15 protein-coding genes, 1 pseudogene and 2 CRISPR repeat arrays are annotated in these 24,875 nt (G+C 44.1%); of the genes and pseudogenes, 3 read left to right on the forward strand and 13 right to left on the reverse strand.

Going from position 1 to position 24,875, the window contains the following annotated elements:
- Positions 1 to 25: 25 nt before the first annotated feature.
- The 13 genes and pseudogenes from G4V62_RS06425 to G4V62_RS06485 form a co-directional block, all read right to left on the reverse strand.
- Positions 26 to 490 carry a hypothetical protein gene (locus tag G4V62_RS06425; RefSeq protein WP_165200355.1) on the reverse strand — a complete coding sequence of 155 codons (465 nt, stop codon included), beginning with the start codon at positions 488 to 490 and terminating at the stop codon, positions 26 to 28.
- Positions 491 to 769: 279 nt separating this feature from the next.
- A CRISPR array of direct repeats spans positions 770 to 1,124; the repeat unit is 29 nt; unit sequence GTTTATAACCCACTACGTTCAGATAAAAC.
- A 217-nt stretch (positions 1,125 to 1,341) separates the two neighbouring features.
- On the reverse strand, positions 1,342 to 1,605 hold the full coding sequence (cas2, locus tag G4V62_RS06430; protein WP_165200356.1) for a CRISPR-associated endonuclease Cas2: 264 nt from the start codon (positions 1,603 to 1,605) through the stop codon (positions 1,342 to 1,344).
- 5 nt (positions 1,606 to 1,610) lie between these two features.
- Positions 1,611 to 2,600 (reverse strand): type I-B CRISPR-associated endonuclease Cas1b, encoded by a 990-nt coding sequence (gene cas1b, locus G4V62_RS06435; RefSeq protein ID WP_165200357.1) that lies wholly within the window; start codon positions 2,598 to 2,600, stop codon positions 1,611 to 1,613.
- Positions 2,590 to 3,021 (reverse strand): CRISPR-associated protein Cas4, encoded by a 432-nt coding sequence (locus G4V62_RS06440; RefSeq protein WP_212508684.1) that lies wholly within the window; start codon positions 3,019 to 3,021, stop codon positions 2,590 to 2,592. Before G4V62_RS06440 ends, cas1b begins: the two co-directional genes overlap by 11 nt.
- A 102-nt stretch (positions 3,022 to 3,123) precedes the next feature.
- Entirely contained in the window at positions 3,124 to 5,346 is a 2,223-nt protein-coding gene (cas3, locus tag G4V62_RS06445; RefSeq protein WP_165200358.1) for a CRISPR-associated helicase Cas3', read from the reverse strand.
- A gap of 60 nt (positions 5,347 to 5,406) precedes the next feature.
- The gene (gene cas5b / locus G4V62_RS06450) at positions 5,407 to 6,108 is read right to left on the reverse strand and encodes a type I-B CRISPR-associated protein Cas5b (RefSeq protein ID WP_165200359.1); all 702 of its coding nucleotides are present in this window, start codon (positions 6,106 to 6,108) and stop codon (positions 5,407 to 5,409) included.
- A complete protein-coding gene (cas7i, locus tag G4V62_RS06455; protein ID WP_165200360.1) occupies positions 6,105 to 7,001 on the reverse strand; it encodes a type I-B CRISPR-associated protein Cas7/Cst2/DevR in 897 nt (298 codons plus the stop codon). The genes cas5b and cas7i overlap by 4 nt, the downstream gene beginning before the upstream one ends.
- On the reverse strand, positions 6,994 to 8,802 hold the full coding sequence (locus tag G4V62_RS06460) for a hypothetical protein (protein ID WP_165200361.1): 1,809 nt from the start codon (positions 8,800 to 8,802) through the stop codon (positions 6,994 to 6,996). The genes cas7i and G4V62_RS06460 overlap by 8 nt, the downstream gene beginning before the upstream one ends.
- A gap of 3 nt (positions 8,803 to 8,805) precedes the next feature.
- Positions 8,806 to 9,537 carry a CRISPR-associated endoribonuclease Cas6 gene (gene cas6 / locus G4V62_RS06465; RefSeq protein ID WP_165200362.1) on the reverse strand — a complete coding sequence of 244 codons (732 nt, stop codon included), beginning with the start codon at positions 9,535 to 9,537 and terminating at the stop codon, positions 8,806 to 8,808.
- Positions 9,538 to 9,593: 56 nt separating this feature from the next.
- On the reverse strand, positions 9,594 to 10,604 hold the full coding sequence (locus tag G4V62_RS06470) for a helix-turn-helix transcriptional regulator (RefSeq protein WP_165200363.1): 1,011 nt from the start codon (positions 10,602 to 10,604) through the stop codon (positions 9,594 to 9,596).
- 514 nt (positions 10,605 to 11,118) lie between these two features.
- Positions 11,119 to 14,862 carry an S-layer homology domain-containing protein gene (locus tag G4V62_RS06475; RefSeq protein ID WP_165200364.1) on the reverse strand — a complete coding sequence of 1,248 codons (3,744 nt, stop codon included), beginning with the start codon at positions 14,860 to 14,862 and terminating at the stop codon, positions 11,119 to 11,121.
- 469 nt (positions 14,863 to 15,331) lie between these two features.
- A CRISPR array of direct repeats spans positions 15,332 to 16,405; the repeat unit is 29 nt; unit sequence GTTTTATCTGAACGTAGTGGGTTATAAAG.
- 272 nt (positions 16,406 to 16,677) lie between these two features.
- Positions 16,678 to 17,644 (reverse strand): annotated as a pseudogene (locus G4V62_RS06480) (L-threonine 3-dehydrogenase).
- Positions 17,645 to 17,684: 40 nt separating this feature from the next.
- Entirely contained in the window at positions 17,685 to 18,875 is a 1,191-nt protein-coding gene (locus tag G4V62_RS06485; protein ID WP_165200366.1) for a glycine C-acetyltransferase, read from the reverse strand.
- A 532-nt stretch (positions 18,876 to 19,407) separates the two neighbouring features.
- Here G4V62_RS06485 and brnQ point away from each other — a divergent pair.
- From brnQ to G4V62_RS06500, 3 genes are all read left to right on the forward strand, one after another.
- Positions 19,408 to 20,742 (forward strand): branched-chain amino acid transport system II carrier protein, encoded by a 1,335-nt coding sequence (brnQ, locus tag G4V62_RS06490; protein ID WP_246218291.1) that lies wholly within the window; start codon positions 19,408 to 19,410, stop codon positions 20,740 to 20,742.
- A 456-nt stretch (positions 20,743 to 21,198) separates the two neighbouring features.
- Complete coding sequence (locus G4V62_RS06495; RefSeq protein ID WP_246218292.1) at positions 21,199 to 23,751, forward strand: YhgE/Pip domain-containing protein; 2,553 nt, start codon at positions 21,199 to 21,201, stop codon at positions 23,749 to 23,751.
- A 228-nt stretch (positions 23,752 to 23,979) separates the two neighbouring features.
- Positions 23,980 to 24,849, forward strand: coding sequence for an alpha/beta hydrolase (locus tag G4V62_RS06500; RefSeq protein WP_165200368.1), 870 nt, complete (start codon positions 23,980 to 23,982; stop codon positions 24,847 to 24,849).
- The last annotated feature ends 26 nt before the right edge of the window (positions 24,850 to 24,875 follow it).

A 24,875-nucleotide genomic window follows, 5' to 3' on the forward strand; every position in this document is an offset into this window, starting at 1 on the left:
ACAGTTAAAAACCAGTTTGCATGATCTATCTTTTTTTCGTACAGTTACTATTGTGGCGATAGTTTTTGGGATTCCGACCAACACTTGCGAGATAACACACAAGGAGAAATGTTTTCACCCATTTATCAAGGTACTGCGAACCTTCGGACATGTTGTTACCCTTAGGAAGTTCAAAAATGACCTTTGAATGCCCCTCCTTTTTGACCATTGATTCTATTTTCATAGACACAGGCGACTTATAGGTATCATTATTTAAAATCATCCCAAAAAGCTCAGCTTCTCTCTTTCTCATCTCTTCCGGGAAGCACTGGGGATCTTGAATAGACCGCCAAACATAGCGCATCATCCCTTTGACAGCAGGCGCCCTGAGTTCTTGCATGCAATCACCTGGTTCAACATGAGTTCTCACATCTTGATGGTTCACTTCAATCTCCACTCGTGAGTGAAATGGAGTCGCTTTCATCAGTGTTTCCACAGATAAAACCTCCATCGAATCCCCCCTGCCAAAAGTCTTATATTTATTCCATTTTTACACATGTTTACCATATCACAAGAATTCGATTTTTGCGATAGATTCATAGAAATACAGCTTAATTTATGCCTCAAAGGACGAGATTGGCATGTTTTCCTTGAAAAGTCTAAAAATTCTCACAGAATAAAGTCATGTCACAAACTTTAAATAGCCTGTTTAGACGAGACGACCCTTTAGAAAATCGGTGAAAACGATTGAACCACTACGTTCAGATTTTTTGCAATGAGTAACAATCTGCTTTATAACCCACTACGTTCAGATAAAACTACAAAGCAGGGTTGAAGATATCTTGATAAACCACAGTTTATAACCCACTACGTTCAGATAAAACTTCAGTAGCTGTAGATAGTGAAGGGTATGTCTATAGGTTTATAACCCACTACGTTCAGATAAAACTAAGCAATCCACCGTTAGGCATCGATATTTGAACAGGTTTATAACCCACTACGTTCAGATAAAACCGGTTCTCTACATCAGCTCTTTTATGGCAAGGGCGAGTTTATAACCCACTACGTTCAGATAAAACAGCGATCACAGGATAAAGTGCAGGGTTTGACAGCCGCGTTTATAACCCACTACGTTCATATAAAACGCTCCAGATCAACCCGATGAAATCCCTTCTCGCTGTAAGGTTCAGCGGAGATGGGCGGTGAAAAAATCTTTTTCATTTTGCAGTGAACCTTCAGTCGTGTTTTTAAAATCATTCTAATCTATCTTGTGTCCTCAGAGCGCCATGGCTTTCATCGTTTTATCCAAAAAATCGATTCGCCACAGAATGAGGCAATCCATTCCTAACACCCTTTGGAAGATCATAAAAACAAGTCGATGTCGCTTTTCTCATGCCCATAAACGATCTTTTTTATATTTTTCGGGTTTGCCACTTGATATAGGTAGATTGAATCAACATCATAGTCTACGATACGATCGAGTTCTGCTAGACATTGTTTTAGCTTTCCTTGAGTGATTTCTCCTTCAAAAACTGAGTTTTGCGTCCAGTCTAAATACTTCCGGAGCTTCTTACAAACTTTACCAACACGTTTTTCACCGACATCGTAAGTGATGATGATAAACATGTTTGTTACCACCAAGCTTTCAAGGGCTTGTATACATCATCGCCAAGCAAATGTTTGATCAGTTTGTAGCATTCAAGCCTGACCAAGTACCTATAAGATGTATTTCGTTTTAACTGTCTATGTTTCACAGTTGTTTCTAGACGGTCTTCCCACGCTCGGATAAATCGCTTTTTGCCTTCGTCATTTAAAAAACAGATCTCATGATCGAGGACATCAAAGTGTTTTTTCGTTATGGTTTTTCGATTAATCAACGAAAGGATCACTTGGTCGACGACTAATGGCTTAAATATTTCAGCGATATCTAAGCTAAGCGAAAAGCGTTTTGTCGATGGTTCATGAAGATAACTGATTGTTGGATTCAGTGTTGTACGGTAGATTTCGGACAGCACCGTGCGATACATTAACGTATTTCCAAAGGAAAACAAGGCATTTAACGGGTCTCTGGGCGGACGTTTTTCGCGGCGTTCAAACGAAAAATCCTGCTTGAGCATTTGGGCGAAGGCTTGATAATAATGCTTGCGAATAACCCCCTCATGCCCCATCAACGTCTGAATATCCAACGCTTCTTGACTCTTGTTGTACTCTTTTTGGATGAGATACATGCTTTCCTCGTTTTCAACCTTGTGTCTGCGCAAGTTCCTGAGCATATGATGTACACCACCTTCTAAAAAACGACTGGCTAAATACACTCTGCGATGCCTATCAGAATAGTGTTCTGCTTGTTTAATAATCAGAAACCCAGAAACCGATGTTTTTTCCCGCGGATAATACGTTCCTGCGTAAAACCCATAATAATTGTAGATATGCAGACAGATATCGAATTGACTGACATAATTGAGCAGTTTTGTATTCAAATCGACTTCCCCAAAGACATGAAGGTTGCGGATTTTTTCAACGGGAAGTGGTGTTTGCTTTTGTTGATCGTCCGTATAGTAAATGGTGTTATGCTTTCGGTTTAAACGCCCGTTCGAAAACACGTAGTGGTCACGTAGCATATTCGTCGGCCTCCCTCACGTAACAAAATCCGAAGTAAGCACATGACTTGCAGTAAGGTAATTTCTTCACAACAGGCGGCTTTGCTTGTTCTATCACCCGATATGCTTGTGCAATCGCGCGTTTCACTTTTGCCCGTTCATCATTGTCCAAAATCACCTCGACGGTCTTCTTTTCTTTCGTATAGCTGATGAGGCCTCGTTTCTGGACCCCACGAAGTTCAAGCTGATACAGATAAAAAAGCATTTGCAAATGATCCGACTCTTGCATCTTACTGGACATTTTCACTTCACGAACATACTTACCATCGATGTGATCCATTTTAAAAGCATTGTCTATTAGCACTTCTCGTTCCTGCAGCCGGGGATAACTTTCTTCATGTAAAATTTTCCCTTCAAGCACACGGTCCGACTCATGCTCCATTGTAATGCCCCGTTTGTAGAGCCATAGCTTAACGGACACAGGGCGAGATAGTTTAACTCAATGCCGCCAATCGTCTGTTCCTGCACATCTAGTCACCACCAATCAATAAAATGGGTCAAGCTTCTGATCGATCAACAATCCTAGCGCTTCATCGTATTGGCAATCGATGATCTGGAGCCCTTTGATAAGTGGAAAGTCAGAAAGGATGTCTTTTGCCTGATACGGATTGGCGCTCGTGGCATATTGTTCGATCTCGTAGCGTGCTTTACGCTTTTCAGCACGGGTCTCGGCGATTTCCCAATTGGCTAAGGCGGTCTGAATAGCTTCGGTTTCGACGAATTGACGCGGGATCACTTGGACTTGATTGATGTCGCGCAATAGCTTCTGTGCCTCGGTCTTCTTCGTCGAATAAAGGGCGCGTTGCTTTAACTCTTTTAAGGCTTGGTCAAACTGCGTTTTAAAGTCAGAGCCCTCTAGAGACTCTTCATTGTAAAGTGCTTTGATCATGTCATTTTTTTGTGATTCGAGCAGCATGCCTTCATGTTGCTCTAAAAGCGCAACACTTCGATGATAAATGTCCTCATGGTACACATATTTGACACCGGTCACGTCTTCAAGGAAAACGAAGACATTTGGCTCTGCCACGGACTTTTTCCCTTTTCGATTGCAACGGCCATAGCGTTGAAATTGACTATCGAGCGACGACATTTCTGTGTACAACAGGTCAAAATCGATATCGAGGCTTGCCTCTACGAGCTGTGTCGTCACCCATATGCCGGACGCTTCGCCGGCGGCAAAGGCGAGAATATCTTGTTCTAAACGGGCCCGGTCTTGTTGGGTAAAACGGGAATGCAGCAACCACACGTGCTCCGTTGTTTCACGAATGGCGGTAAACACTTCTCGTGCGCGCGCAATGGTATTGCAGATGACGAGAACCTTCTTCGTCTCTCCAGCACTGACCATCGCTGATATCGTTTCGGACGAAAGAATCGCCGTTTGTGAAACACTGACGTGATGACGCTGTACGGTGTCATCGATAAACTCTTCATAGACGAGAGGCGTGTTTGAATGCTTGAGTTCACGCTGCAATGCCTTCAAATAAAACTCTGGCAACGTCGCCGTCATGATTAAAAAGGAACCGCCAATTTGATCGATCATCACCATGGCGCGCACGAGTAAGGCCGCCATTTTCGGCTCATACGCTTGAAGTTCGTCAATGATGACTTTCGCTGTCGCAACGGTCGCATACTCTTTTTCAAAGCCGAGATAGTAAAAAGGAAATTTTAAAATTTGATCGACCGTAGAAATGACGAGCTTATTGGCAAACTCCTTCGTTTGCGCATGGACCTTCTCAAGCATCTCGTCGTTGGCTTCGCCGGTGACAGCGTCATCGCTTAAAAAGTACTCAAGGCTTGATGAATGTAAGAGACCGACCGCTTCTTCTCCTAGCTCGTCATGCGTCCGTTTTGAAAAGTGTATGCCTTCTCCGTCTATCACCCTTCGGTACATCGCATTTAAGCTGACGCGTAAGGGTAAGGTAAAAAAGCCCTTTTCCCCACCTAACCATAGTAACCCTGCCTCCGTCTTCCCCATGCCTGTCTGGGCCACGACAACGACATGCTTGTCTTGATGAGATTCAGTGAAATGTTGGAGCGGCTTTTTATTTCCTGCGTACTGTGTATCCATAAACGCGTTAACCGACGCAGCAACATTCATTTCCGGGGCCAATTCGATCGGGACGTGAGCGGACGCCGCGTGGTCGATACGGTGCAGTAAGCCTTTGAGCAACACATAGCGCAAGTATTCGGGGTCGTCTTCTTGAATTCGGGACTGATGACTGATTTTATTGATTTTCGCAGCCCTGACTTTATCTTCAATGGGGATTCCCATGTGTTCGGCAATCTCTCGAACGACCGGCACAATGTTCTGCTTGTAATTCTCTTTAATTTCGTCTGTTATTGGCGGCTTTTTATCGCGCTCATGGTGGTAGGCGATCACTTGATACAACAGTTTTTGTTCATCCTTTTCAATACCAGCCTCTTTTAATGGAATGCCCAGCACAGATAGGTAATTGTGCGGGACATCAAAGGACGATGGTGCCGGCAGCTCTGATAAGCCCAGCACACGCCGGATTTTGTTTTGGAAAAAGGGATCTGCTTTGCCAACGTCATGATACTGAATCGCAATTTTCAACAACGTCCAATCCCGTGCAGATAGTGGCAACCGCTGTTGATAAACACGTTTGAACGCATCATAACGTTTGAGCAGTTCATTCGTATGCGCTGCAATGGTCTCAACCGGACTTGATTTTGCATAAAATGTCATCACACCAGCCTCTTTCCTATCATGATTGACTAAAAAGAAGCCAACAAAAAGGTGACCTCTTCATTGGCTTGGAAACAGCACGACATCATCATGCACGTCTACATAAAATGGTGCTTCTTCGCTTGAAAGGTAAAACCCATGTTGCACATAGCCGACGCTGATTTTATCCCATACCCGGACGTGATTGACCGAACGGTACGTCCAATTGAGTTTATAAGGGAAAAAATCGCCCTCATCCAGCCATTCCCGTGGTACATATGCGTTGTATTTTAAAGGGTAATCTTCTTCCGGCTCACGAAGCTCCACCATTTCACACGCATCGACACGGACTAAATCCTCCCAACGTCCAAGGCTGAGGTGTTGTGCACTGTTGGCAATCACGTCTTGAAGCTGACGAAGCACTTCGTCGGATGCTTGTACGTGAATGAGCAATTCGACGTCGTAGAGCATTTGTGTATAAATAGGCATCGTCGTGACGTCAGACATGTCTCGATCAACGCCGAGACCATCGGCTGTCAGCGCAAATTCCTTTGTATTCGCTTTTTTAAAGAAATAATGGGTTTGATAATCGCTGATGACCGTATCGTAGCTTCCTTGAATGCTCAATTTCATTGGAATGAGCTCGGTCGCTTGCAACAACGCGTGCAGCATCCCTTTGACGGTCGCGTATGGTGGCAACGGATACGTTTCCGACACTTTAAAAGCGAACGGCTTTTTATAACAAGCCGTTTGCTGGTAAAGCTTTAATCGTAAAGCCTTCATGAAACCGGAACTCCATAATACGCTTGAACGTCATCTTTCATCGTTTTAAAAAAGGCTTCCACCGACCCAATACGCCCCTCCGTAACTTGGCTGAAGGCATCTTCATTACCAAAAATACCACTGACGTGGCCGATATGCGTGCTTTCACCGATTGCATGACTGCCAAATGTCGTTTCGGTGACATCTTTTAAGCCGCGAAGGTTCAAATCAAAGCTTTTCGTCTGCTTTTCCAAATGGACACGTCCTAAGAAGAACGGGTTTGCCACTGGGTACACGCCGCCAATGATAAACAACGGTGCCAGCGTTTCTTGGCGTCCGCGGATGTTACGATTAAGCATCTTAATAATGTCAAATAACTGGTGTAAACGCTCAACTTTCGCCTCATCCGACAACACAACATCGCCGTCCACGCCGACTTTTGCTAAATCGATCGTGACAGTATACGCATACAAGCTTTCATGCTGCTCAATATTCGCCAAGTTCGGCGTTTCACCAATGCGTTCCGCCAGACCCATGTTATTCAAGAACTCAAGGTCTGAACGATAAGGTTCAAGGGACACGGCATGAGACAGCCTTGCAACCGCCGGGCGCTTTTGCGAGACTTTACCTGTTTTTAAATAACCGAACAAATCCATTTCGACAGAGTCCTCAATCGACATGTCATCTTTAAACTGCAACGTGCCTTTCGTTTTATCAACGGTATCTAAATTCCACCCAAACCACTCGTTTCCGAGGCGAACGATATCATAACGCAAGCTTTGGCGCGATGCGAACGTATGAACATCGCCGTTTCCGCGATGGATCTTCTTTAATTCCGACACATTCGCAATTCCTTCCCCATAGTTCAACGAATTGGCTTTAAAAACAATCGTAAATGTGACCGCTTTACCCATGTGCTTCGACCCCCTGTTTTTCTCCTTTTACATTGGATGATTCATTGCCCATTAATCCTGAAATAAATGCACCGGCAACCGTTTCAAAATCGAGCCCATCCTCTTTATACGTATCGAGAAACATCGACGGCAGCTCCTCATCTGTGTTCATATACAACCGAAAAACGGTATCCATAAACGCCTGTTGGTTGCCAGCTTTGAGCGCGTTAAGCAAACGATACGCGATACTCTCAAGCTTTTTACGCCCACTGGCTCGGTATGGACCTTCGTCTCCGCCTTGCCCCCGACTCTGTACCATTGCCTCACGAACTTTAACGCCTTGGTAATACATAAACGTAATTCGCTTGTCTTGATTTCTCAACTGCTCCACTCCTTCTCTCGCTTCTTGAATACAAGCGCGTTCCCTCACAGCGTGAAAAGCACCGACCGCATGGAACGGCTCTGCAATCGCCAGCCGGACATAATCAAATAACACTTGCTTTGTGTCTTGTCCTTTCAAAGCCGTACGCACAAACTGATCTCGTAATGTTTTGTCATATAAGAGCTTAATCCCATTGCCATGGTTTCCTAAGTAGCGGGCTAAATAGACTGGCATATGGTAAGCATCGAGAAGCGTTTTTTTCGCATCGATGTTGGAATGCACTTCAATAATTTGATAAGACTTGATCAGCTTGTCTGCCTTATGCATCGATTCTTGCAAAATGGTCGCTACGGTCTCACCAAAAGAATTCCCTTCTCTTGACCGCATGGCGTAATACGTCTCATTCTCTTTTAAGATATTTGGAAAGGATTGCTGCGATAGAACCAAGCCGCCATAACGTAAAGAATCGTTGTTATATACCGTGCCGATTTTACGTGAATAAAAGGCAAGCCCGAGCGGCACTAAAAAGAGCAGAAGGCGAGCCGTGGCACTAATCGGAACAGGCGTCTTCTTATCAAATTCCCAGCTAAAGTTAACTGCTTTATCTTTTGAAAAAGCGAGTGGACCAAAAATTTTCTCTTCAAATGACTGAACACCAACGAGTTCGTCAATGAAGGAACAAGGCAGCTGTTTCTCTTTAAAGAAGTTATGTATTTCATCCATATGGGACATCTTTTTTAATGCCTTTTGCCACCGCTTAAAGTCGTCATGATGAACATTTTCATGTAAAAAGCTCTTAACCTCTTCCACATCTCCTGATTGGTACACCGCATAGAACCTTAATTCATCAAGCGCGGGCGAAACAAAATCCGTTTGAAATTGCTGCACATGGTCCTCCGTCGAGCGCGCATTAAATGTACGCTGCAAGAATGACGTTTGTCCAAAGAAAGGGCCAAGAATCACTGATTTCACATAATTGAGTGTCAATTTCTCTCTGATGAAATCGACGGACATGAGCCTCTCATATGATGTGATCGCTTCTTCAAGCAAAGGAAGGTCTTCTTCCTTTTTAATCTCTTTCATCCGCTCCATCCATTGCTTTAATTGTTGATACTCCTGAGACTCAGGAAAATACTTCTGCACTTTTTTCACTTGATCATTCATGCGTTTACGTACATCAGCTGCATACGTTTTTGCTTTTTCTGGTTTTTTCTGCAGTTGTAGGGTATACCATGAGAAGCTGTGCACATCGCGGTCGATGACATTAAAGGTGTCCAGCAAATAACGAAAAAAACGCTCAGCAATCTCTTGCAAATGATGCTCCTGCAAAAAAATACCAGTCGAGGTGACCAAAGCCTCATCTTCTGGAAACAACCGGGTAAAGCCGATTAAGCCAGCTGTCATCATCCAGTCTTCCGCCTCAATGTGAATCCCTTCCATTAATCATCCCTCCTCTCGCTCAAGTTCTAATAAGCCAAACCCTTGGGCAGAACGTTTCCCTACACCTGTTTGATAAAGGAGTTGCAAATCGTCAGGATGTCCTTGCAAGCGAACTCGCCCTTGGTAGGCAGTAAAATACAAATATTTTGCGGACGGCTCCTTTTGACGCAGCCATTGATTGGACTCTTTAATGACCATTTTCTTCATTGATCCTGCTGTGATCTCAATCGGACGCAGCGGCTCTCTTTGGAAAACTTCCCTGATCTTCAAATGTGCATAATATTGAAATTCTTTTGCATAATTCGGTTCCTCAGGAGACACCGGTTTTCCGTCTTTAGACTCGATGAGGATCGGCGAAAGTGTGCGGAATATCGCTGAAGAAGACGTTATGCTCGTCTCTTTAACCATCCGCATTTGTTTTTGAACCCAAGGATAGTTGCCCGGCTGAAACGTTTTTAATTGCTGCAAGCCATTGAATAAATGAAGCATAAATTCCATATCTGAAGAGCTAAAAGTAATCGTCAATGATGATAATTGAATCTGGTCACCTTGAAATGTAAAGTCGTGCAAAAAGACACTATAACTAAACGGTTTCATTAAATGATTTCGTTCTTCATAAAGCTCTTCAAAATAAGTCTGATCGGCTGTTCGCAAAGCCTCTTTCACAAGACTAAGCACCGTCATTCGGTAACTCAAAGGCAGTACATCCGTTTGATACGTCACGGCAAAGCGCATCATCTCACCTCCAAAACCTGATGTATTTAGTATACTTCGCGAAGTGACAGCTTCTGTCACTGGATAGAAAACTGTTGCGACTTTTTTAATTGTTCGTATTGCTGGCGATACTCTTCTGCGAGCTCATCCCTCACATCAACTGGCTCCAACAGCTCTGCTTTCAAGCCAAATTGTCGTACCCAACGTAAAAATTCCAGCTTACTTTTAACAGTTGCACGCAAAAGCACCGAACCATCTTCACATGTGGTGACTTCAGTATCGACGTAAAAGGTTAACTCTTGGATATATCGTGCTGTTTGTGAATTAAAACGTACAACAAAGTGCGTTTCTTCCTCATCCCCATTAAAAATGCCCCAGCTTTTTTCAAGATAAGACTCAATGGAAAAATGAGGATTCATCGTAAACGTCTCGTCCGTCAAGTGGACGTGCTTAAAACGATCTAATCGAAACGTCCGCATCTCCTGCTTGTTCTCGCAAAATGCGACTAAATATAAATGTCCAAGCCGCGGAACAATGTAGTATGGATGTATCAGCCTTTCTGATATTTGGTCGCGAGTAATGCCGTAATACCTTACATCAAGTATTTTATTTCCCGTCATTCCACGAATAATGAGCGGCATTAAACTCCCCTCGTGGCGGTCTTTACCCGCTTCTTGGAAACGAATCCTCTCCCCGAGACCTTGCGACAAGCTTTCCACCTGATCTTGAGCAGTTCCCTTCGTATACATCTTCATTTTCTCTAAACCAGATTGATAGATATCATACGCAGCGTCATCTGTCACATGCCCTTGCAAGAGACGCGGGTAAATCGTCAAGGCGAGCCACTCTTCAGCCGAAAGGAACCTTTGACTGGGCACAGGCGATTGAACGAGGGAATAACCAAGCTTTGGATCAGACACAATTTGATAACCGACATCGTCCAGCAAGTTGATATCACGTATGACTGTCCGCGATGACACTTGAAAATACTCGGAGAGCTCATGATTCGTCATAAATTCGCGTTCAGTTAACAGCCGTTGAATCGTGAGAATTCTTTCTAATTGCTTAAATGTACGATTTTGCCCCATAGCAACTCATCTCCAATAATAGAAAAATCACCCACCGATCCAAGTATACAATCGTTTGAGGACTTTAGGAACAGATTTTAACCAAATCATTTACTATTTCATATAATGACGACGCTCTTTTTGTGCCTATGGACTCAGCATCAGACGTTATTCATGTATGAGCAATGAATGTTTTCGTGTAAAAAGAACCACCGCTGGATGAATTATGCTAAACTGATTGTTGAACAATTTGCCAGTAGAGATGTATTGAAATAACACTATTGGAAGTAGACGGATATAGAAGTGCTCTAAACTGCTTGTAAAGGGCATTGCCGAAGAAATTGATAGCTTTTTCACACTAGCTAAAGGGGGAGCGTACGACTGTTAAGTCTCTACTTCCAATCGTAGTATTTATTTATCTGAACTATGCGGGCTATAAAGTAAGACTAAATTTGCTATATTTTATCTGAACGACGTGGGTTTTTGTAAAAAAAGCTCCGTACCGATGTTACTCGATTTCAGTACGGAGCTTTTTCTATTCAGCTATCATTTCTAAGATGATTACGACGGCTTCCGCACGGGTAGCCGTTTTTTGTGGTTTAAATGTGTCGTCTGGGTAACCTGTAACAACCTTGTGAGCGGCTGCTGTTGCGACAGCGGATTGTGCCCACGACGAAATCTCGTTTCGATCAGAAAAAGACAAGGCGATTTCCATCGGTTCCAGCCTTAATCCTCGTACAAGCATCACTGCCATCTGTTCTCGGGTGATCGGCTCATCCGGCGCGAAGGTCTGCCCGTCCTTTCCTGTAATAAATCCTGCCCGGTCGGCAACGGCGATCGCTTTTTCCGCCCAATGCCCTTGGACGTCTTTGAATTCACTTGGCCCGACACGCTTATCTTCCATACCTAATGCTTTCACGATTGTCGAAATAAACTCAGCTCGTGTCATCGGTCGATCCGGGTGAAAGCGATCGTCTAAATAGCCGCTGATCGCTTGTTGTCTCACGAGCGCCTTGATGTCTGCTTCTGCCCAGTGGCCGTCGATGTCGGTGAAATGAACTGGTGGGTTATGGACGGCTGTAACTGTGCTCGGTTGTTCGATTTCCGTCGTGATGGACGTCAATGCGTCCTCATTTTCGACACGCGCTTGGATGAGTCGTGCTTCTTTCTTATCTTCTTCGATAAGTGCGTAAACGTCTTTTACCGACTCAACGTTTTGAAATGACAATGTTACGGTCATACCCGCCACATGATCTCCTTCGATCCGAACGGAAGAAGACAGCCGCTGTCCATTATTAGTCAGCTCACTTAATACTTGCTCGGTTTCTTCATCAATTCCTTCCGTCACCATCCACGTCATTCCTTCGTCGGAGGGCTCTTCCTTTAGTATTTCAACAGGAATGGACAGTGTGGCTTCTTCCATTCGGACACGGACACCGATTGCTTGCTCGACAAAGGTTTTTACAGCCCGATCTGTCAAGTGAAAAAGAGTGTCATCGGCAGACGCTTCATTGGTTTGCACAAGATCAAGCGTGATCGTATCTACGCTTTGACCGTCTGCTTGATCTATCGCTTCTTCAATTAGATCATAATGAACAGTCACTTGATCTTGAATACGTCCAGCTTTATTTTCACGAACGACGTCAAAGGCAATACGTTCATCATCCTCTTCCCCTGCGTATATATAAGCCATGCTCGTATGTTTGCTTTCCTCGGTAGACTGATGATCTTCAGCTTCATCCCGATCACGCTCTCTATCCTTGTCACCTTCAGAAGCATCATCATGATCATTCGGCGCCTCCTCACGAATGACGGTCACGACATACGTAGTTCGCTCACCGTTCGGGGCTGTGACGATGATGGGGATGGTGTTTTCTCCAACAAGCACTTTCGTCGTATGCTCGTCTTCCGTCCTGCCGCCAATGCTTACTGTTGCCTCAGACTCAAACGCCTCAGCAATGATAGTGATTTCGTTTTCTTTATGATCAAGGCCGACGGTATAGTGCTTCGTCCCTGGATCAAAACTGGGCGCAAGGGTTCCTTTATTGGTCTGAAGTGTTGCTAAATTCGCGTTATTCGACAGCTCTCTTGTAACTTGAATGGTATATGTTTTGACCGTCCCATCCTGTGCCGTCACAACGATTGCGATGTCATTTTCTCCAACGTTCAAGCGGACCTCTTTTTCGGACGTTTCCTCACCATTAATGGCAATAGATCCCGCCTTGTCTTCTAACTCAGCCACCACTGTGACATCTTCGACATCGTGATTCACCCTTACTTGATATGCATCGATCGCCGGTGAAAACGAGGGTGTCAGCTCGCTTTCGCTCACGGTCAAATCAACCAGATTGGCATTACTGGACGGAAGAACCGACACAGCATGCGACGGAAAGCTTTCCATTCCACATACTAATTGTGTCACCGTATATCCGCTCCCAAACGGCACGTTTACAAAAACAAAATCACCTTTGGCATCAACGGTCGCTGTGGCAATGTCATCACCGGCTGCATCATATAAAGTGAGCTCTGCATTTTCCTCAGCACCTCGAACTGTAATGCTCTGTTCTGCACCGAAGCTGCCTTCAACATCGACCCTCACAGGGAGAACATGAACTTCGCGTGTGAGGCTTGCCTCATGACCGGCCTTGTCTGACACCTTATAGGTAATGTCATACGTGCCGATCACCTCTTCATCGACAGGGTTATCGACGAATATGTCATCCGTCACATCTCCGTCTAAAAGATCAAAGGCGGTCGCCCCTTCATCGGTATAGCTTTCTCCTCGTTCAATTTGAACCAACGGTGGACCGTTCAATGTCATGACAGGTGGTTCCGTATCAATCGTGTACACTTCCGTTAATACATCAGACTTGTTTCCCGCGGCATCGACTTGCATCGCTTTTAACGTTGTCGTAGTCGAGAACGTTATTGGGTCTGTATAAACCGTACTTAAAGGCGATGGTTCGGTTTCGTCTAACGTATAATAAATGGACGCTTCTGATTCCCCGCTCAGCGCAACAGTCTGTTCGCTCGAGTATACGCCCCCGGAAATGTTGACCGTAGGCTCTAAAGCGACGAGATCAAGTGAATCATCCGCTTCAATCGCCGCTAATTTTGGATAACGCCCGCCAAACCATTGCCATACGGTACTGTCCCAATCTGCCTCATCATAAGCTTGCCGCGCTATCATCTCCGGTGTGCTTTTTCCTATACCTCCTGCGCTCTCCGTGACTCCGGTAGTGTCTGTATTCCAAAACGAATGAATGACGTCACCCTCATTAATGGCGACTAAACCACCTGCCTCTTCGTGCGTGCTTACGACATCAATATGTCCAATGGCATACGATTCCACAATCGTTCCGTGATTTTCTGAAACGAGGCCACCCAGATGATAAGCCCCTTCAACATCTCCTGTCGCATATGATTGTTCCACCGTTCCAGAGTTGATGATACCAACTAAACCACCACTGGCCGCGCTGTTCACCATATCGCCAAGGGCATACGATTGAATAATGTCACCTGCCTCGTCTCTCGTTCCTAAAATACCAACAAGACCGCCTGCCTCAAAGGCATTCTCAACATGTCCTGTTGCATATGAAGCAACGATTGATCCTGCTTTCGCGTAACCCACCAGACCGCCAACACCATGATTATTAGAAGATTTTGGCCGGATGTACACGTCTGCTGAAGAGTCTTCGATCGTTCCTTGATTCACACCAACAAGACCACCAATCCTCGCCTCTCCACCTTCGATTTTTCCGGTGACGGATGCATTATAAATCGTCCCATGATTTTCTCCTGTCAACCCGCCGATGTGACTACTCGAACAGCCTTGGATGTCTATGTTTTCCATTCTTATGTTTTGCAAAGTCCCCTCAGACGTCGCAAACAAGCCAATGAAGGGACGCATACAAGACATCGGATCATTATTTGGCACATGAATGACCATATTTCGAATCATATGTCCCTTGCCATCAAAATGACCGCTGAATCGCTTCGGTTCTGCCATAGGATCATTTAGGTCTGAACCGATGGGACGCCAATGCGTATAGCTGCTTAAATCGATATCGTCGCTAAGCTCAAAATAAACGTTTGGGTCTTCAGTATACGCTCTGACTTGATCCAATTGCTCAGCGGTGTCGATCATGTACGGCTCATCAATTGTTCCGGACCCTCCGGCAAATGGCGAGCTCGCCTCAGCATGTAAACTAAATAAAGATAAGAATATCGCCAGCCCAACAATTGCATAACGAGCTAATGCATTCACTTGATACTTCATAACCCTCTCCTCTCGAATCATCTTCACAAACACCCTTACACATTGGACAGAAGTGCTGTCATTATAAACGAACAAAAGAACGCTGTTATTAAGAACGAGAAAATTGTGACTTAAAGCAACGATTTTATGACTTTCATATGACGATCAATAGGACTTTTGTCACCGACTGATTCAAGTGACCGAAGATTGTTTAAACAATAGGCATCCTTCATTAAGATAACGAGGGACAGGGATTTTATGGTATGATAGATGAAACAACGTTAGAAACAGTAACAATTTGTTTAAATTTGCAGCGAATCGGTTTTTCGGGTGAAACGCTAAAAGTCATGGCGCTCTAAGAACACAGACCAGATTAGAATAATTTTAAATACACGACTGAAGGTTCACTGCAAAATGAAAAGAATTGTTTCAACGCCCATCTCCGCTGAACCTTAGAGCGAGAAGGGATTTCGCCGGGTGGATTTAGAGGGTTTTATCTGAACGTAGTGGGTTATAAAGTGCCATACAGCACAAGTTTTTTAAACTCTGTGATTGGGTTTTATCTGAACGTAGTGGGTTATAAAGTTGAGTTGGGGTGTGTCGAAGGAAATCTTGACAGTCGGTTTTATCTGAACGTAGTGGGTTATAAAGTCTGTTGGATTTAACTTAGCTAACCTCATTGCTTGTTTGTTTTATCTGAACGTAGTGGGTTATAAAGTAATGGTGAGCCTGTTTATACAGTCGAAAGCGATAGGCGTTTTATCTGAACGTAGTGGGTTATAAAGATTTTTTAGGTGTGACGTCTTCAGCCTTAGGCAAACTGTGTTTTATCTGAACGTAGTGGGTTATAAAGCCATCTCAATGATCCAGGCACCTTGCAACGACTCAGTTTTATCTGAACGTAGTGGGTTATAAAGTGATATTCGCAATCTTGCAAATGTTGAATCTGGTGGTTTTATCTGAACGTAGTGGGTTATAAAGCTAATTGCTGCAAATAAGCAAAACGTTGCATTTTTTGTTTTATCTGAACGTAGTGGGTTATAAAGAGTGCCCCTTGTACTACTATGTGCTGCGCCATTACGTTTTATCTGAACGTAGTGGGTTATAAAGCAATCATTAAGAGATTTTATTGAATCTAAGAAAGTGTTTTATCTGAACGTAGTGGGTTATAAAGAGAAAAATGCGAAGCAAAGGGATTTTGAGAAAGATGTTTTATCTGAACGTAGTGGGTTATAAAGTTGTATACGATATGTATAAGTTTATAGCAGATCGCGTTTTATCTGAACGTAGTGGGTTATAAAGCAATAACTCTTATGCGTCAACTAGCATTATCAACTGTTTTATCTGAACGTAGTGGGTTATAAAGAACTGTGCTCGCCATTCTTTGATCGATTGGCTTATCGTTTTATCTGAACGTAGTGGGTTATAAAGTGAGGGGGGTGTTTCGTATGGCCAAGCCGTCGAAGAAGTTTTATCTGAACGTAGTGGGTTATAAAGTTTAAAGACGAACCTAAGCGGAGTCATCGCGCAAAGGTGTTTTATCTGAACGTAGTGGGTTATAAATGAAAGTAGTACGCTATAAAAACGCATCGCTAAAAGTGAGGCACGAGCCTCACTTTTTCATATTCCATGGTTATTCTTGTTCTCACTTTGAAAATGCCATTCTGTTACAAATCATCAATTTTTTTTGATGATTTAGGTAGTGGCTTAACGTACGCTTACGAAGATGTTGACAAATAAAAATATTTTCTCTCAAAAAGCCCTCATCCTTGCTCTCCTCAACGCACGACAAACAGAGAAAGAGAAGGGGAACGCCCTCCCCTTCTCACACATGTCTCACTTTTTATGAACATCGATTAATCCGAATTTTCCAGCGAGTTTCTCTAACATATCTTCGGTCATTTTCGCTAAATGATAATCCGTTTTAAATCCCCATTCTTCAATGGCGCAAGATGGATCAATGGCATTTGGCCAGCTTTCGGCAATTTGCTGCTTGATGGGATCAACGTCATAGCTTAATTCAAACTGAGGTATATGTTTTTGATCTCAGCCGCAAAGCTTTCAGGTGCTGCACTCATTCCGGTAATATTAAAGGCGTTTCGATGCGCTAAATATTGAGGATCAGCTTCCATTAACGTAATAATCGCTTGGATCGCATCGGGCATATACATCATGTCCATATACGTCCCTTCGGCAATACTGGAAGCATATTTTCCATGCTTAATCGCTTCATAATATATTTCTACTGCGTAATCCGTCGTTCCCCCGCCAGGTGGTGTTTCATATGAAATTAACCCTGGAAAACGTAATCCTCTTGTATCGACACCAAATTTATGAAAATAGTAATCACAAAGGAGTTCACCTGATACTTTGTTCACTCCATACATCGTCATTGGACGTTGGATTGTATCTTGAGGTGTTTGTTCTTTTGGCGTTGCAGGACCGAATGCACCGATTGAGCTAGGGGTAAAAAATTGAACATTCAGCTCTCGTGACACTTCTAATGCATTGACCAGTCCACCCATGTTCAAATTCCACGCAAGCATAGGCTTTTGTTCTGCGGTGGCAGATAGCAAAGCGGCTAAATGGATTAATGTATCTGCCTCGTACTTTTTGACGATGTCGTACATTGCTTTTGCATCTGTCACATCTAATAGTTCAAACGGTCCTGACTGAACGACTGGACTATCATTTTGCGAATATCAGATGCGATTACATTATTGATTCCATAAATTTCTCTCAGTTTGATGACGAGTTCTGAGCCAATTTGGCCTAATGCGCCTGTCACTAAAATTTTCTTCATGATCATTCCCCCAATATGAAGAATGAAGTTCCCGTTGAATTTAAATAACGCCTAATTCTTTACCGACCTTTTCATAAATACGAATCGTTTCATCAAGCATTTCTTTCGTGTGGGCAGCCGTTGGCATATTACGTACACGCCCCGTACCTCTCGGAACCGTTGGAAATACAATCGATTTCGCATAAACGCCTTCTTCATTTAAGCGCTTGCTAAAGGTCTGTGTTTGGACTTCATCGCCTATGATGCACGGAGTAATCGGCGTTTCACTTTCGCCAATGTTGTATCCGAGTTCTTTTAAACCTTTCTTTAAATACTCGCTATTCTCCCAAAGCTGTTCTTGAAGCACTGTGCTGTTCATTAAAATATCAAGCGCTGTCATGGACGCGGCTATATCTGCTGGAGATAATGACGTAGAAAATAAAAATGGCCTGCTTCTCACTTTCAACCAATCGATTAAACTTTGTTTTCCCGCAACATAGCCACCGACGACACCGATCGCTTTTGAAAGCGTACCCATTTGGAAGTCTACTTTATCTGATAAGCCAAAATGCTTCACAGTTCCTGCGCCTTTACCAAGAACACCAGATCCATGGGCATCATCAACATAGGTAATCAAATCAAACTCTTCTGCAATTTCTACAATTTCTGGAAGTTTTGCTACGTCACCATCCATTGAAAAAACGCCGTCCGTAATCACCATGACTTTATTGTATAAACCTGATTCTACGGCTTCCTGAGCTTTTTGACGTAAATCTTCCATGTCCGAGTGGTTGTAACGAATGATTTTAGCTTTTGACAGGCGACAGCCATCAATGATTGACGCATGGTTTAACTCATCTGATAAAATGGCATCATTTTTGTCCATAACTGCTGAGATGGCAGCCATGTTGCAATTAAAGCCTGATTGGTAAGCAATCGCCGCTTCGGTATGCTTAAATGCGGCCAGCTTTTCTTCGAGCTTTTCATGAACCTCAAGCGTGCCGTTAATGGTTCTTACGGCTCCTGCACCAACGCCGTATTGCTCGACAGCTTCAATGGCGGCTTCTTTCAACCGCTCATCTGTCGCAAGGCCTAAATAGTTGTTAGATGATAAATTAATCAGCTCTCTCCCGCCGATCTTGACCATTGGACCATTAGGACCTTCCAGAGGGTCAATCACATTATAAAGCCCTTTCATTTTTAAATCATCTAAATTTTCCGCGAGAAAATGATCCAATTTCTTACTCGACATACAATCTTCTCCTTATTTAGTTAATATATTGTTTAACCTATTGCACATTAGATCGTACGCGCTCCAAAAAATGAAAGCCCTTACTTTTTAAGAATGCTGAAAACTCTATTGTTTCATGCCTTTTGTTTCTAAGCAACTACGATACACGTCAGCTTTTTTGAACTACTTGTTGATTATTATACACAAAATGATGCTTGTCAAATGCTGATAAGCCATTACATTTTCGTATAAGCTGCTCGACGCAGTGACTGTTGCAACGATTCTATTTTTGTCTTACTTTTTTTTCAAGTGACTCATCACTCATCCGTTGCATACCTTCCATCGTTATTCCCTCATAGTTCCAATTATACTGCAAAATCTACAATTTTTCCTTATCCATAGACATCTTTCAACAATCACCATTTATTTCTACCATTTTTATCTGTTGCTCTCTCATAAGATCGGCTACAATGAGAAACGATAAAGGAATTGATGTTTCATTTTTCGAACGATTCTGTACACCTTACGAGTTTATACATTGTGGAGGGATTTTTTGATACAGCGAGGCTCCTTGTCGTTTATTGTTGTTTTAGGGTTTATGTTATTTGCGCTCTTTTTTGGCGCGGGCAATTTAATATTTCCGCCTTTGCTCGGTCAGCTGGCTGGCGAGGCTGTATGGTCTGCCAATGCTGGGTTTCTTACCACCGGAGTGGGTCTGCCTTTGCTTGGCGTGATTGCCCTTGGTATTTCGGGGAAATCAGATGTTTTAGCTTTAACTGAACGTGTGCACCCATGGTTTGCACTTGCCTTTACGACGGTGCTCTATTTAGCCATTGGACCATTGTTTGCCATGCCACGTACTGGAAATACATCTTATGAAATTGCGATTCATCCTTTTATCGGGGATGCCTTTGGTCCTTGGCCATTGCTTTTATTTTCCATTGCTTATTTTTCAATCACATGCTTTTTAGCTCTGAATCCAAAACGTCTGGTTGATTGGGTAGGGCGTTTGCTATCGCCGCTGTTACTCATTTTTATTGCTGTGCTTGTTACTGTCGTTTTGATGTCTAGCACAGGTCAGCCTCAAGCGCCTGCTGACTCCTATGCGACTATGCCTTTTTTCCGTGGATTTCAAGAAGGCTATTTAACATTAGATGCATTGGCAGCGTTTGTGTTTGGCATTATTGTTGTTCAAGCGATACGTCAGCGTGGTTTTACGACAAAATCGAGTATTTTAAAAGCATCACTTATCGCAGCATCACTAGCGGCGATCATGCTAGCTCTCGTCTATTCATCGCTTTCTTTGATCGGAGCAACGAGTATGGAAATGATCGGTCCAATGGAAAATGGTGGTCGTATCTTAGTCGCCTTATCTCAGTCTTATTTAGGGGTGCTTGGGAGTATTTTGCTTGGGCTCGTCGTCACATTTGCTTGTATGACAACGAGCATCGGCTTGACATCCGCTTGTTCCATCTATTTTCATAAACTCTTTCCCGCATTGCCGTATCGCACAATCGCTGTATCGTTATCTATATTCAGTGCTGTTTTTGCCAACATTGGCTTAACACAGCTGATTGCTATTTCGGTACCTGTATTGCAGACAATTTACCCTTTGGCCATCGTCATGATCGTCTTGACCTTCGTGCACGCCGCCGTACCGCTTCGTCCTGAAGTTTACCAAGGCGCCATGTTTTTTACTTTCCTGATCAGTTTATTCGATGGCTTAAAAGCTGCGGGGGTTCCCATTGCGGAAGTTCAGTCGTTTTTTAATTCGATTCTTCCTTTATATAGTGCAGGGATGGGCTGGATCCTTCCAGCAATCATTGGGGGCATTTTAGGTACTTTCGCCGCGTTTACTCGTAAGCCTCAGACCCATGCTGAGCGATAAGGTACTAGTGCATGATGTATCTTCGTCCTAGTCATACTTCGCTTACGACCATACATTTGCCGAATCCTTGCCAAGCGTTCTGCTAACTAGGTGAAGAAAATGATGAGGTGAATGGGTATATTGTTGGAAGAAATTTTTCTGCACCACGAGTCTGGCTCTCTTTACAGCCGGACTTTTGTTTATTTGCGGCGTCGAATGGTATGCTAGAGAAGCGATGATGCGCTCGGTGGATGAAAAAAGTGACATTCACTTGCGAATGTTACAATATGCTCTACATTCGTGTTCTGACAGAAATTAATTTGACATAGAAAAATAGGTGAAAGAAGCGATGCGTTCGATTTGGAAAGTTTATCAAACTGACTGGAAGAATATTTTCAAGGTGCCAACAGGGACCTTTCTCATTATTGCCCTCATGATTCTGCCTTGTTTCTATGCCTGGGTGAACATCGCCTCCAATTGGACCCGTATGCAAATACAGAAAATATCCAAGTCGCGATTACGAGCGAAGACCAAGGAACTGAGATCGCTGGAGAAACAGTGAATATTGGCGACGAATTAGTCGAAACCCTTAAAGACAATCAAGAGCTCGGCTGGGTCTTCGTCAGCAAGGAGGAAGCTCGCCACGGCGTCGAGAGGGGCACATATTACGGCAGCCTGTTCATCCCTGCAAACTTTTCCGAAAAAATCACTGGTATTGTCGATGGTGAGCTTGAACGCCCACAGGTTGAGTATACGGTGAATGAAAAGATCAATGCCATTACTCCAAAAATTACGAACTCAGGTGTCACCGCCATTACACAGCAAATCAATGAAAACTTTACCGAAGCAGTCAGCGAAACAGTGCTTTCGCGCTTAAAGGAACTCGGTATTGAGCTTGAAAATCAGCTGCCGACCATTCGCAAAATTGAGCAAGGTATTTTCACACTGGAAGACAAGCTGCCGGAAATAAACGAGGCGAGCCAATCGATTCTCACACTCGAGGAAAAGCTACCGACTTTCCACGAAAAGGCGCTAAAAGTTGTCGAGCTTGAAGAGCGCCTGCCTGAAGTGAATCAAGCGGCAGATAGCTTGCTGAAAATACAAGAACACTGGCCGACCGTAATGGAAGTGGCCGACTGGGTCCCAAAAATTCAAGACAATTTGCCGTTGCTGGAAGACGGTGCAGTACGCCTCACTGAAATTGACCAGCAGCTGACATCTGCTTCAGACGTGCTTGCCACAGCGCTTGATCGCTCTGACCAAGCTTTAGACGTCATTGGGACAGCTCTTGACATACTGCCGCAAGTGCAAGACCTGGCCGTCAGCGGCGAAAAGCTTACCGAGGAGTTTACCAATTTTATCGATACGAGTGAAGAAGCACTCCAATCCATTTCACCGACGATTAAGCAAAACTTATCGCTCGTTGAATCGATTGCCTCTAGCGCCGCTGATATTAGCGACCGGCTACAAAGTGTCGATCGGTCGATTTTGCCAACCGCAAAGGAGCTGCGGACGTTAGAGGATCGCTTAAACACCGCAGAGCGGATCGTTGCTACAACCGACGCCATACTTACCCGTATTAACGACTTCCTGCCTGTACCTCTGCTAAATCCAGTGCTTGAACGACTCGATTCATTGCAGACGAAAATTGGGCGCCTCTCCTCTTTGTCGGGTGGAGTCGCTAAGGTGATTGAGTCTGGGAAAGTCCCGTCAAACGATCAGCTCAAGTCGTTTGAAGATACGGCAGACCACATTTCCAATGAGATCGACGCTATTCTCGGTAGTTACGATAGTGACATCGTTCCAGCGGTCGAAGATGGGTTAGATAGACTGCGAAATGTGTCCGGCACTGCTGAGGAGCGGTTACAAGACGCGCAACAAAGGCTCCCTGACGTTGAACAGCTCCTTTTAGACACGAAAGACAGCTTAGAAACAGGTCAGGATTATTTAAAGGAATTTCAAACAGAGCTGCCTGAACTACAATCCAAGGTGAACGACCTATCGACTGAACTCAACACCCATATGGATGATATTAAAGACATCGTTCAAAGAAGTGCCGATTTTGTAGACAATGACTTACCGCAAATTGAAGATAAACTGAATCAAGCCGTCGCTTTCGTCGAGAATGATTTACCGCGTCTTGAAGATGATTTACGTCGACTGTCTGATTTAATTGAAACGAAATGGCCTGAGTTAGAAGATCGTGTTAAGGAAGCCGCAGACGTCGTTCGGAACGATTTGCCGCGTTTGGAAGAGGGCATTACCCTTGCAGCTGATAAGCTGAGGGAGCTTGAAGATCAAAGTGGTGTGCTCGATGATTTAAATGAAATCATTCGCGGCGATATTGAAGAGGAAAGTGCATTTCTCGCCAGCCCTGTAGAAGTGAACGAGCAACGTCTGTACCCGATTCCCAACTACGGCTCGGCGATGGCACCGTTCTACATTGCTTTAACGCTCTGGGTCGGCGGTACATTGCTCATTTCACTTCTGAGAGCGGACCCTGAAGAACCTGAGGAAGGTACGTTTAAGCCATACCACCTTTTCCTCGGACGGTTAGGAACCTTTGTCACGATTGGTGTCGGGCAGGCATTGTTTGTCACCCTTGGGCATCTGTACCTCTTAGATGCTTACGTTGCAGAACCGTTCTGGTTTGTCCTGTTTGCCGTTTTAACGAGCATTACATTTGTCACGATGACGTATACATTGCTGTCGGTGTTTGGAAATATCGGAAAAGGCTTAGCGATTATTATGCTCGTCTTCCAGTTTACGAGCTCAGGCGGGACCTTTCCAGTCAGCATGTCCTCTCCATTCTTCCAGGCACTTAATCCGTTTGTCCCTTTCACTTACGCGATTAGCCTCTTCCGCGAGAGCGTCGGTGGAATCTTGTGGGAGACAGTGTATCGAGATATTGCGATGCTCCTTGTTTTCATCGTATTAAGTCTGATTTTGGCACTCTTGCTTAAGAAACCTTTGAGCGGTATCACGCAAAAATCAGCGCGTGAAGCAAAGAAAACGAAAGTGATCAATTAAATTTAAAGTGTAGGCAAATTCTTATTTGTCTACACTTTTTTTAGAGAAATTCTATACATTTGTCAGACAAACGCAAAAGGCGAGTGAAACCTTTCCTCATCGAAGCTCAGACAGCGGACGCCTGCTGTGACACGCAAGTAAAAACCCTCACCAGCTGAACAGAGTGATATTGCCCAAAGACTTCCAAAAACTGATACACTAGAGGAAATTGATTAAAGGAGATGCTCAATGCTAACAGAAACCTTCCAACTAGATCCCGATCAGCCTTCAATCACACTCACCTCCTACATTCTGGAGCAATCAAAAGAAATTACAGCAAGCGAAAGTCGTCCCGCTGTCTTAATTTGCCCAGGCGGAGGCTATTTGTACACGTCAGACCGTGAAGCGGAGCCTTTGGCATTGCGCTTTGCGGCCGCTGGCTTTCATGCCTTTGTCCTACGCTATCATACTGGCTCAACGGGCGGCTCCGTTCACCCTCAACCACTCCTTGATGCCGCTGCCTCGATGAAACTCATACGTGAACGCGCTGACGAGTGGCATATTGATCCGGACCGCATCGCGGTTTGTGGCTTTTCTGCTGGTGGACATCTCGCAGCAACACTCGGTGTTCATTGGCAGGACGAGCTTCTCAGTACCCATTTTGACACGGATGCAGCTGTCTTTAAGCCCAATGCTTTAATTCTTGGCTATCCTGTCATTAACTTCCTTTATATGAAAAAGAAAATGACCGAAGAGGTGACCGACCCGCAGATGATGAAAGTGATGCAAGATTGCAGCACAGCGCTGATCGGAACCGATGATCCGAGTGATGAAGAGCTGGAGGCGCATAATCCAGCCCGCTTTGTTACCGATCAGACACCGCCAGCCTTTTTATGGCATACGTCTGAGGACACCCTTGTTTTTGCAGAAAACTCATTACAAATGGCGACCGCTCTAGCTGAAAAAGGCGTGCCGTATGAATTGCATGTATTTGAAAATGGTCCACACGGTCTGTCTCTTGCAACCGACCAAACGGCACGTGAAGCTCATCATATTAATACGTCTGTTGAACCGTGGTTTAATATGGCTATGACGTGGCTGCGTAAGCATTTAGCGTAGATCCACAAATCTCAGAATTCATAGGT

The sequence above is a fragment of the Litoribacterium kuwaitense genome (genome assembly GCF_011058155.1).
Lineage (GTDB): Bacteria > Bacillota > Bacilli > Bacillales > DSM-28697 > Litoribacterium > Litoribacterium kuwaitense.

Coding starts and splice junctions, on each gene's coding strand:
- G4V62_RS06425 (WP_165200355.1), bottom strand. CDS start 490: ATGGAGGTTTTATCTGTGGAAACACTGATGAAAGCGACTCCATTTCAC.
- cas2 (WP_165200356.1), bottom strand. CDS start 1,605: ATGTTTATCATCATCACTTACGATGTCGGTGAAAAACGTGTTGGTAAA.
- cas1b (WP_165200357.1), bottom strand. CDS start 2,600: ATGCTACGTGACCACTACGTGTTTTCGAACGGGCGTTTAAACCGAAAG.
- G4V62_RS06440 (WP_212508684.1), bottom strand. CDS start 3,021: ATGGAGCATGAGTCGGACCGTGTGCTTGAAGGGAAAATTTTACATGAA.
- cas3 (WP_165200358.1), bottom strand. CDS start 5,346: ATGACATTTTATGCAAAATCAAGTCCGGTTGAGACCATTGCAGCGCAT.
- cas5b (WP_165200359.1), bottom strand. CDS start 6,108: ATGAAGGCTTTACGATTAAAGCTTTACCAGCAAACGGCTTGTTATAAA.
- cas7i (WP_165200360.1), bottom strand. CDS start 7,001: ATGGGTAAAGCGGTCACATTTACGATTGTTTTTAAAGCCAATTCGTTG.
- G4V62_RS06460 (WP_165200361.1), bottom strand. CDS start 8,802: ATGGAAGGGATTCACATTGAGGCGGAAGACTGGATGATGACAGCTGGC.
- cas6 (WP_165200362.1), bottom strand. CDS start 9,537: ATGCGCTTTGCCGTGACGTATCAAACGGATGTACTGCCTTTGAGTTAC.
- G4V62_RS06470 (WP_165200363.1), bottom strand. CDS start 10,604: ATGGGGCAAAATCGTACATTTAAGCAATTAGAAAGAATTCTCACGATT.
- G4V62_RS06475 (WP_165200364.1), bottom strand. CDS start 14,862: ATGAAGTATCAAGTGAATGCATTAGCTCGTTATGCAATTGTTGGGCTG.
- G4V62_RS06485 (WP_165200366.1), bottom strand. CDS start 18,875: ATGTCGAGTAAGAAATTGGATCATTTTCTCGCGGAAAATTTAGATGAT.
- G4V62_RS06500 (WP_165200368.1), top strand. CDS start 23,980: ATGCTAACAGAAACCTTCCAACTAGATCCCGATCAGCCTTCAATCACA.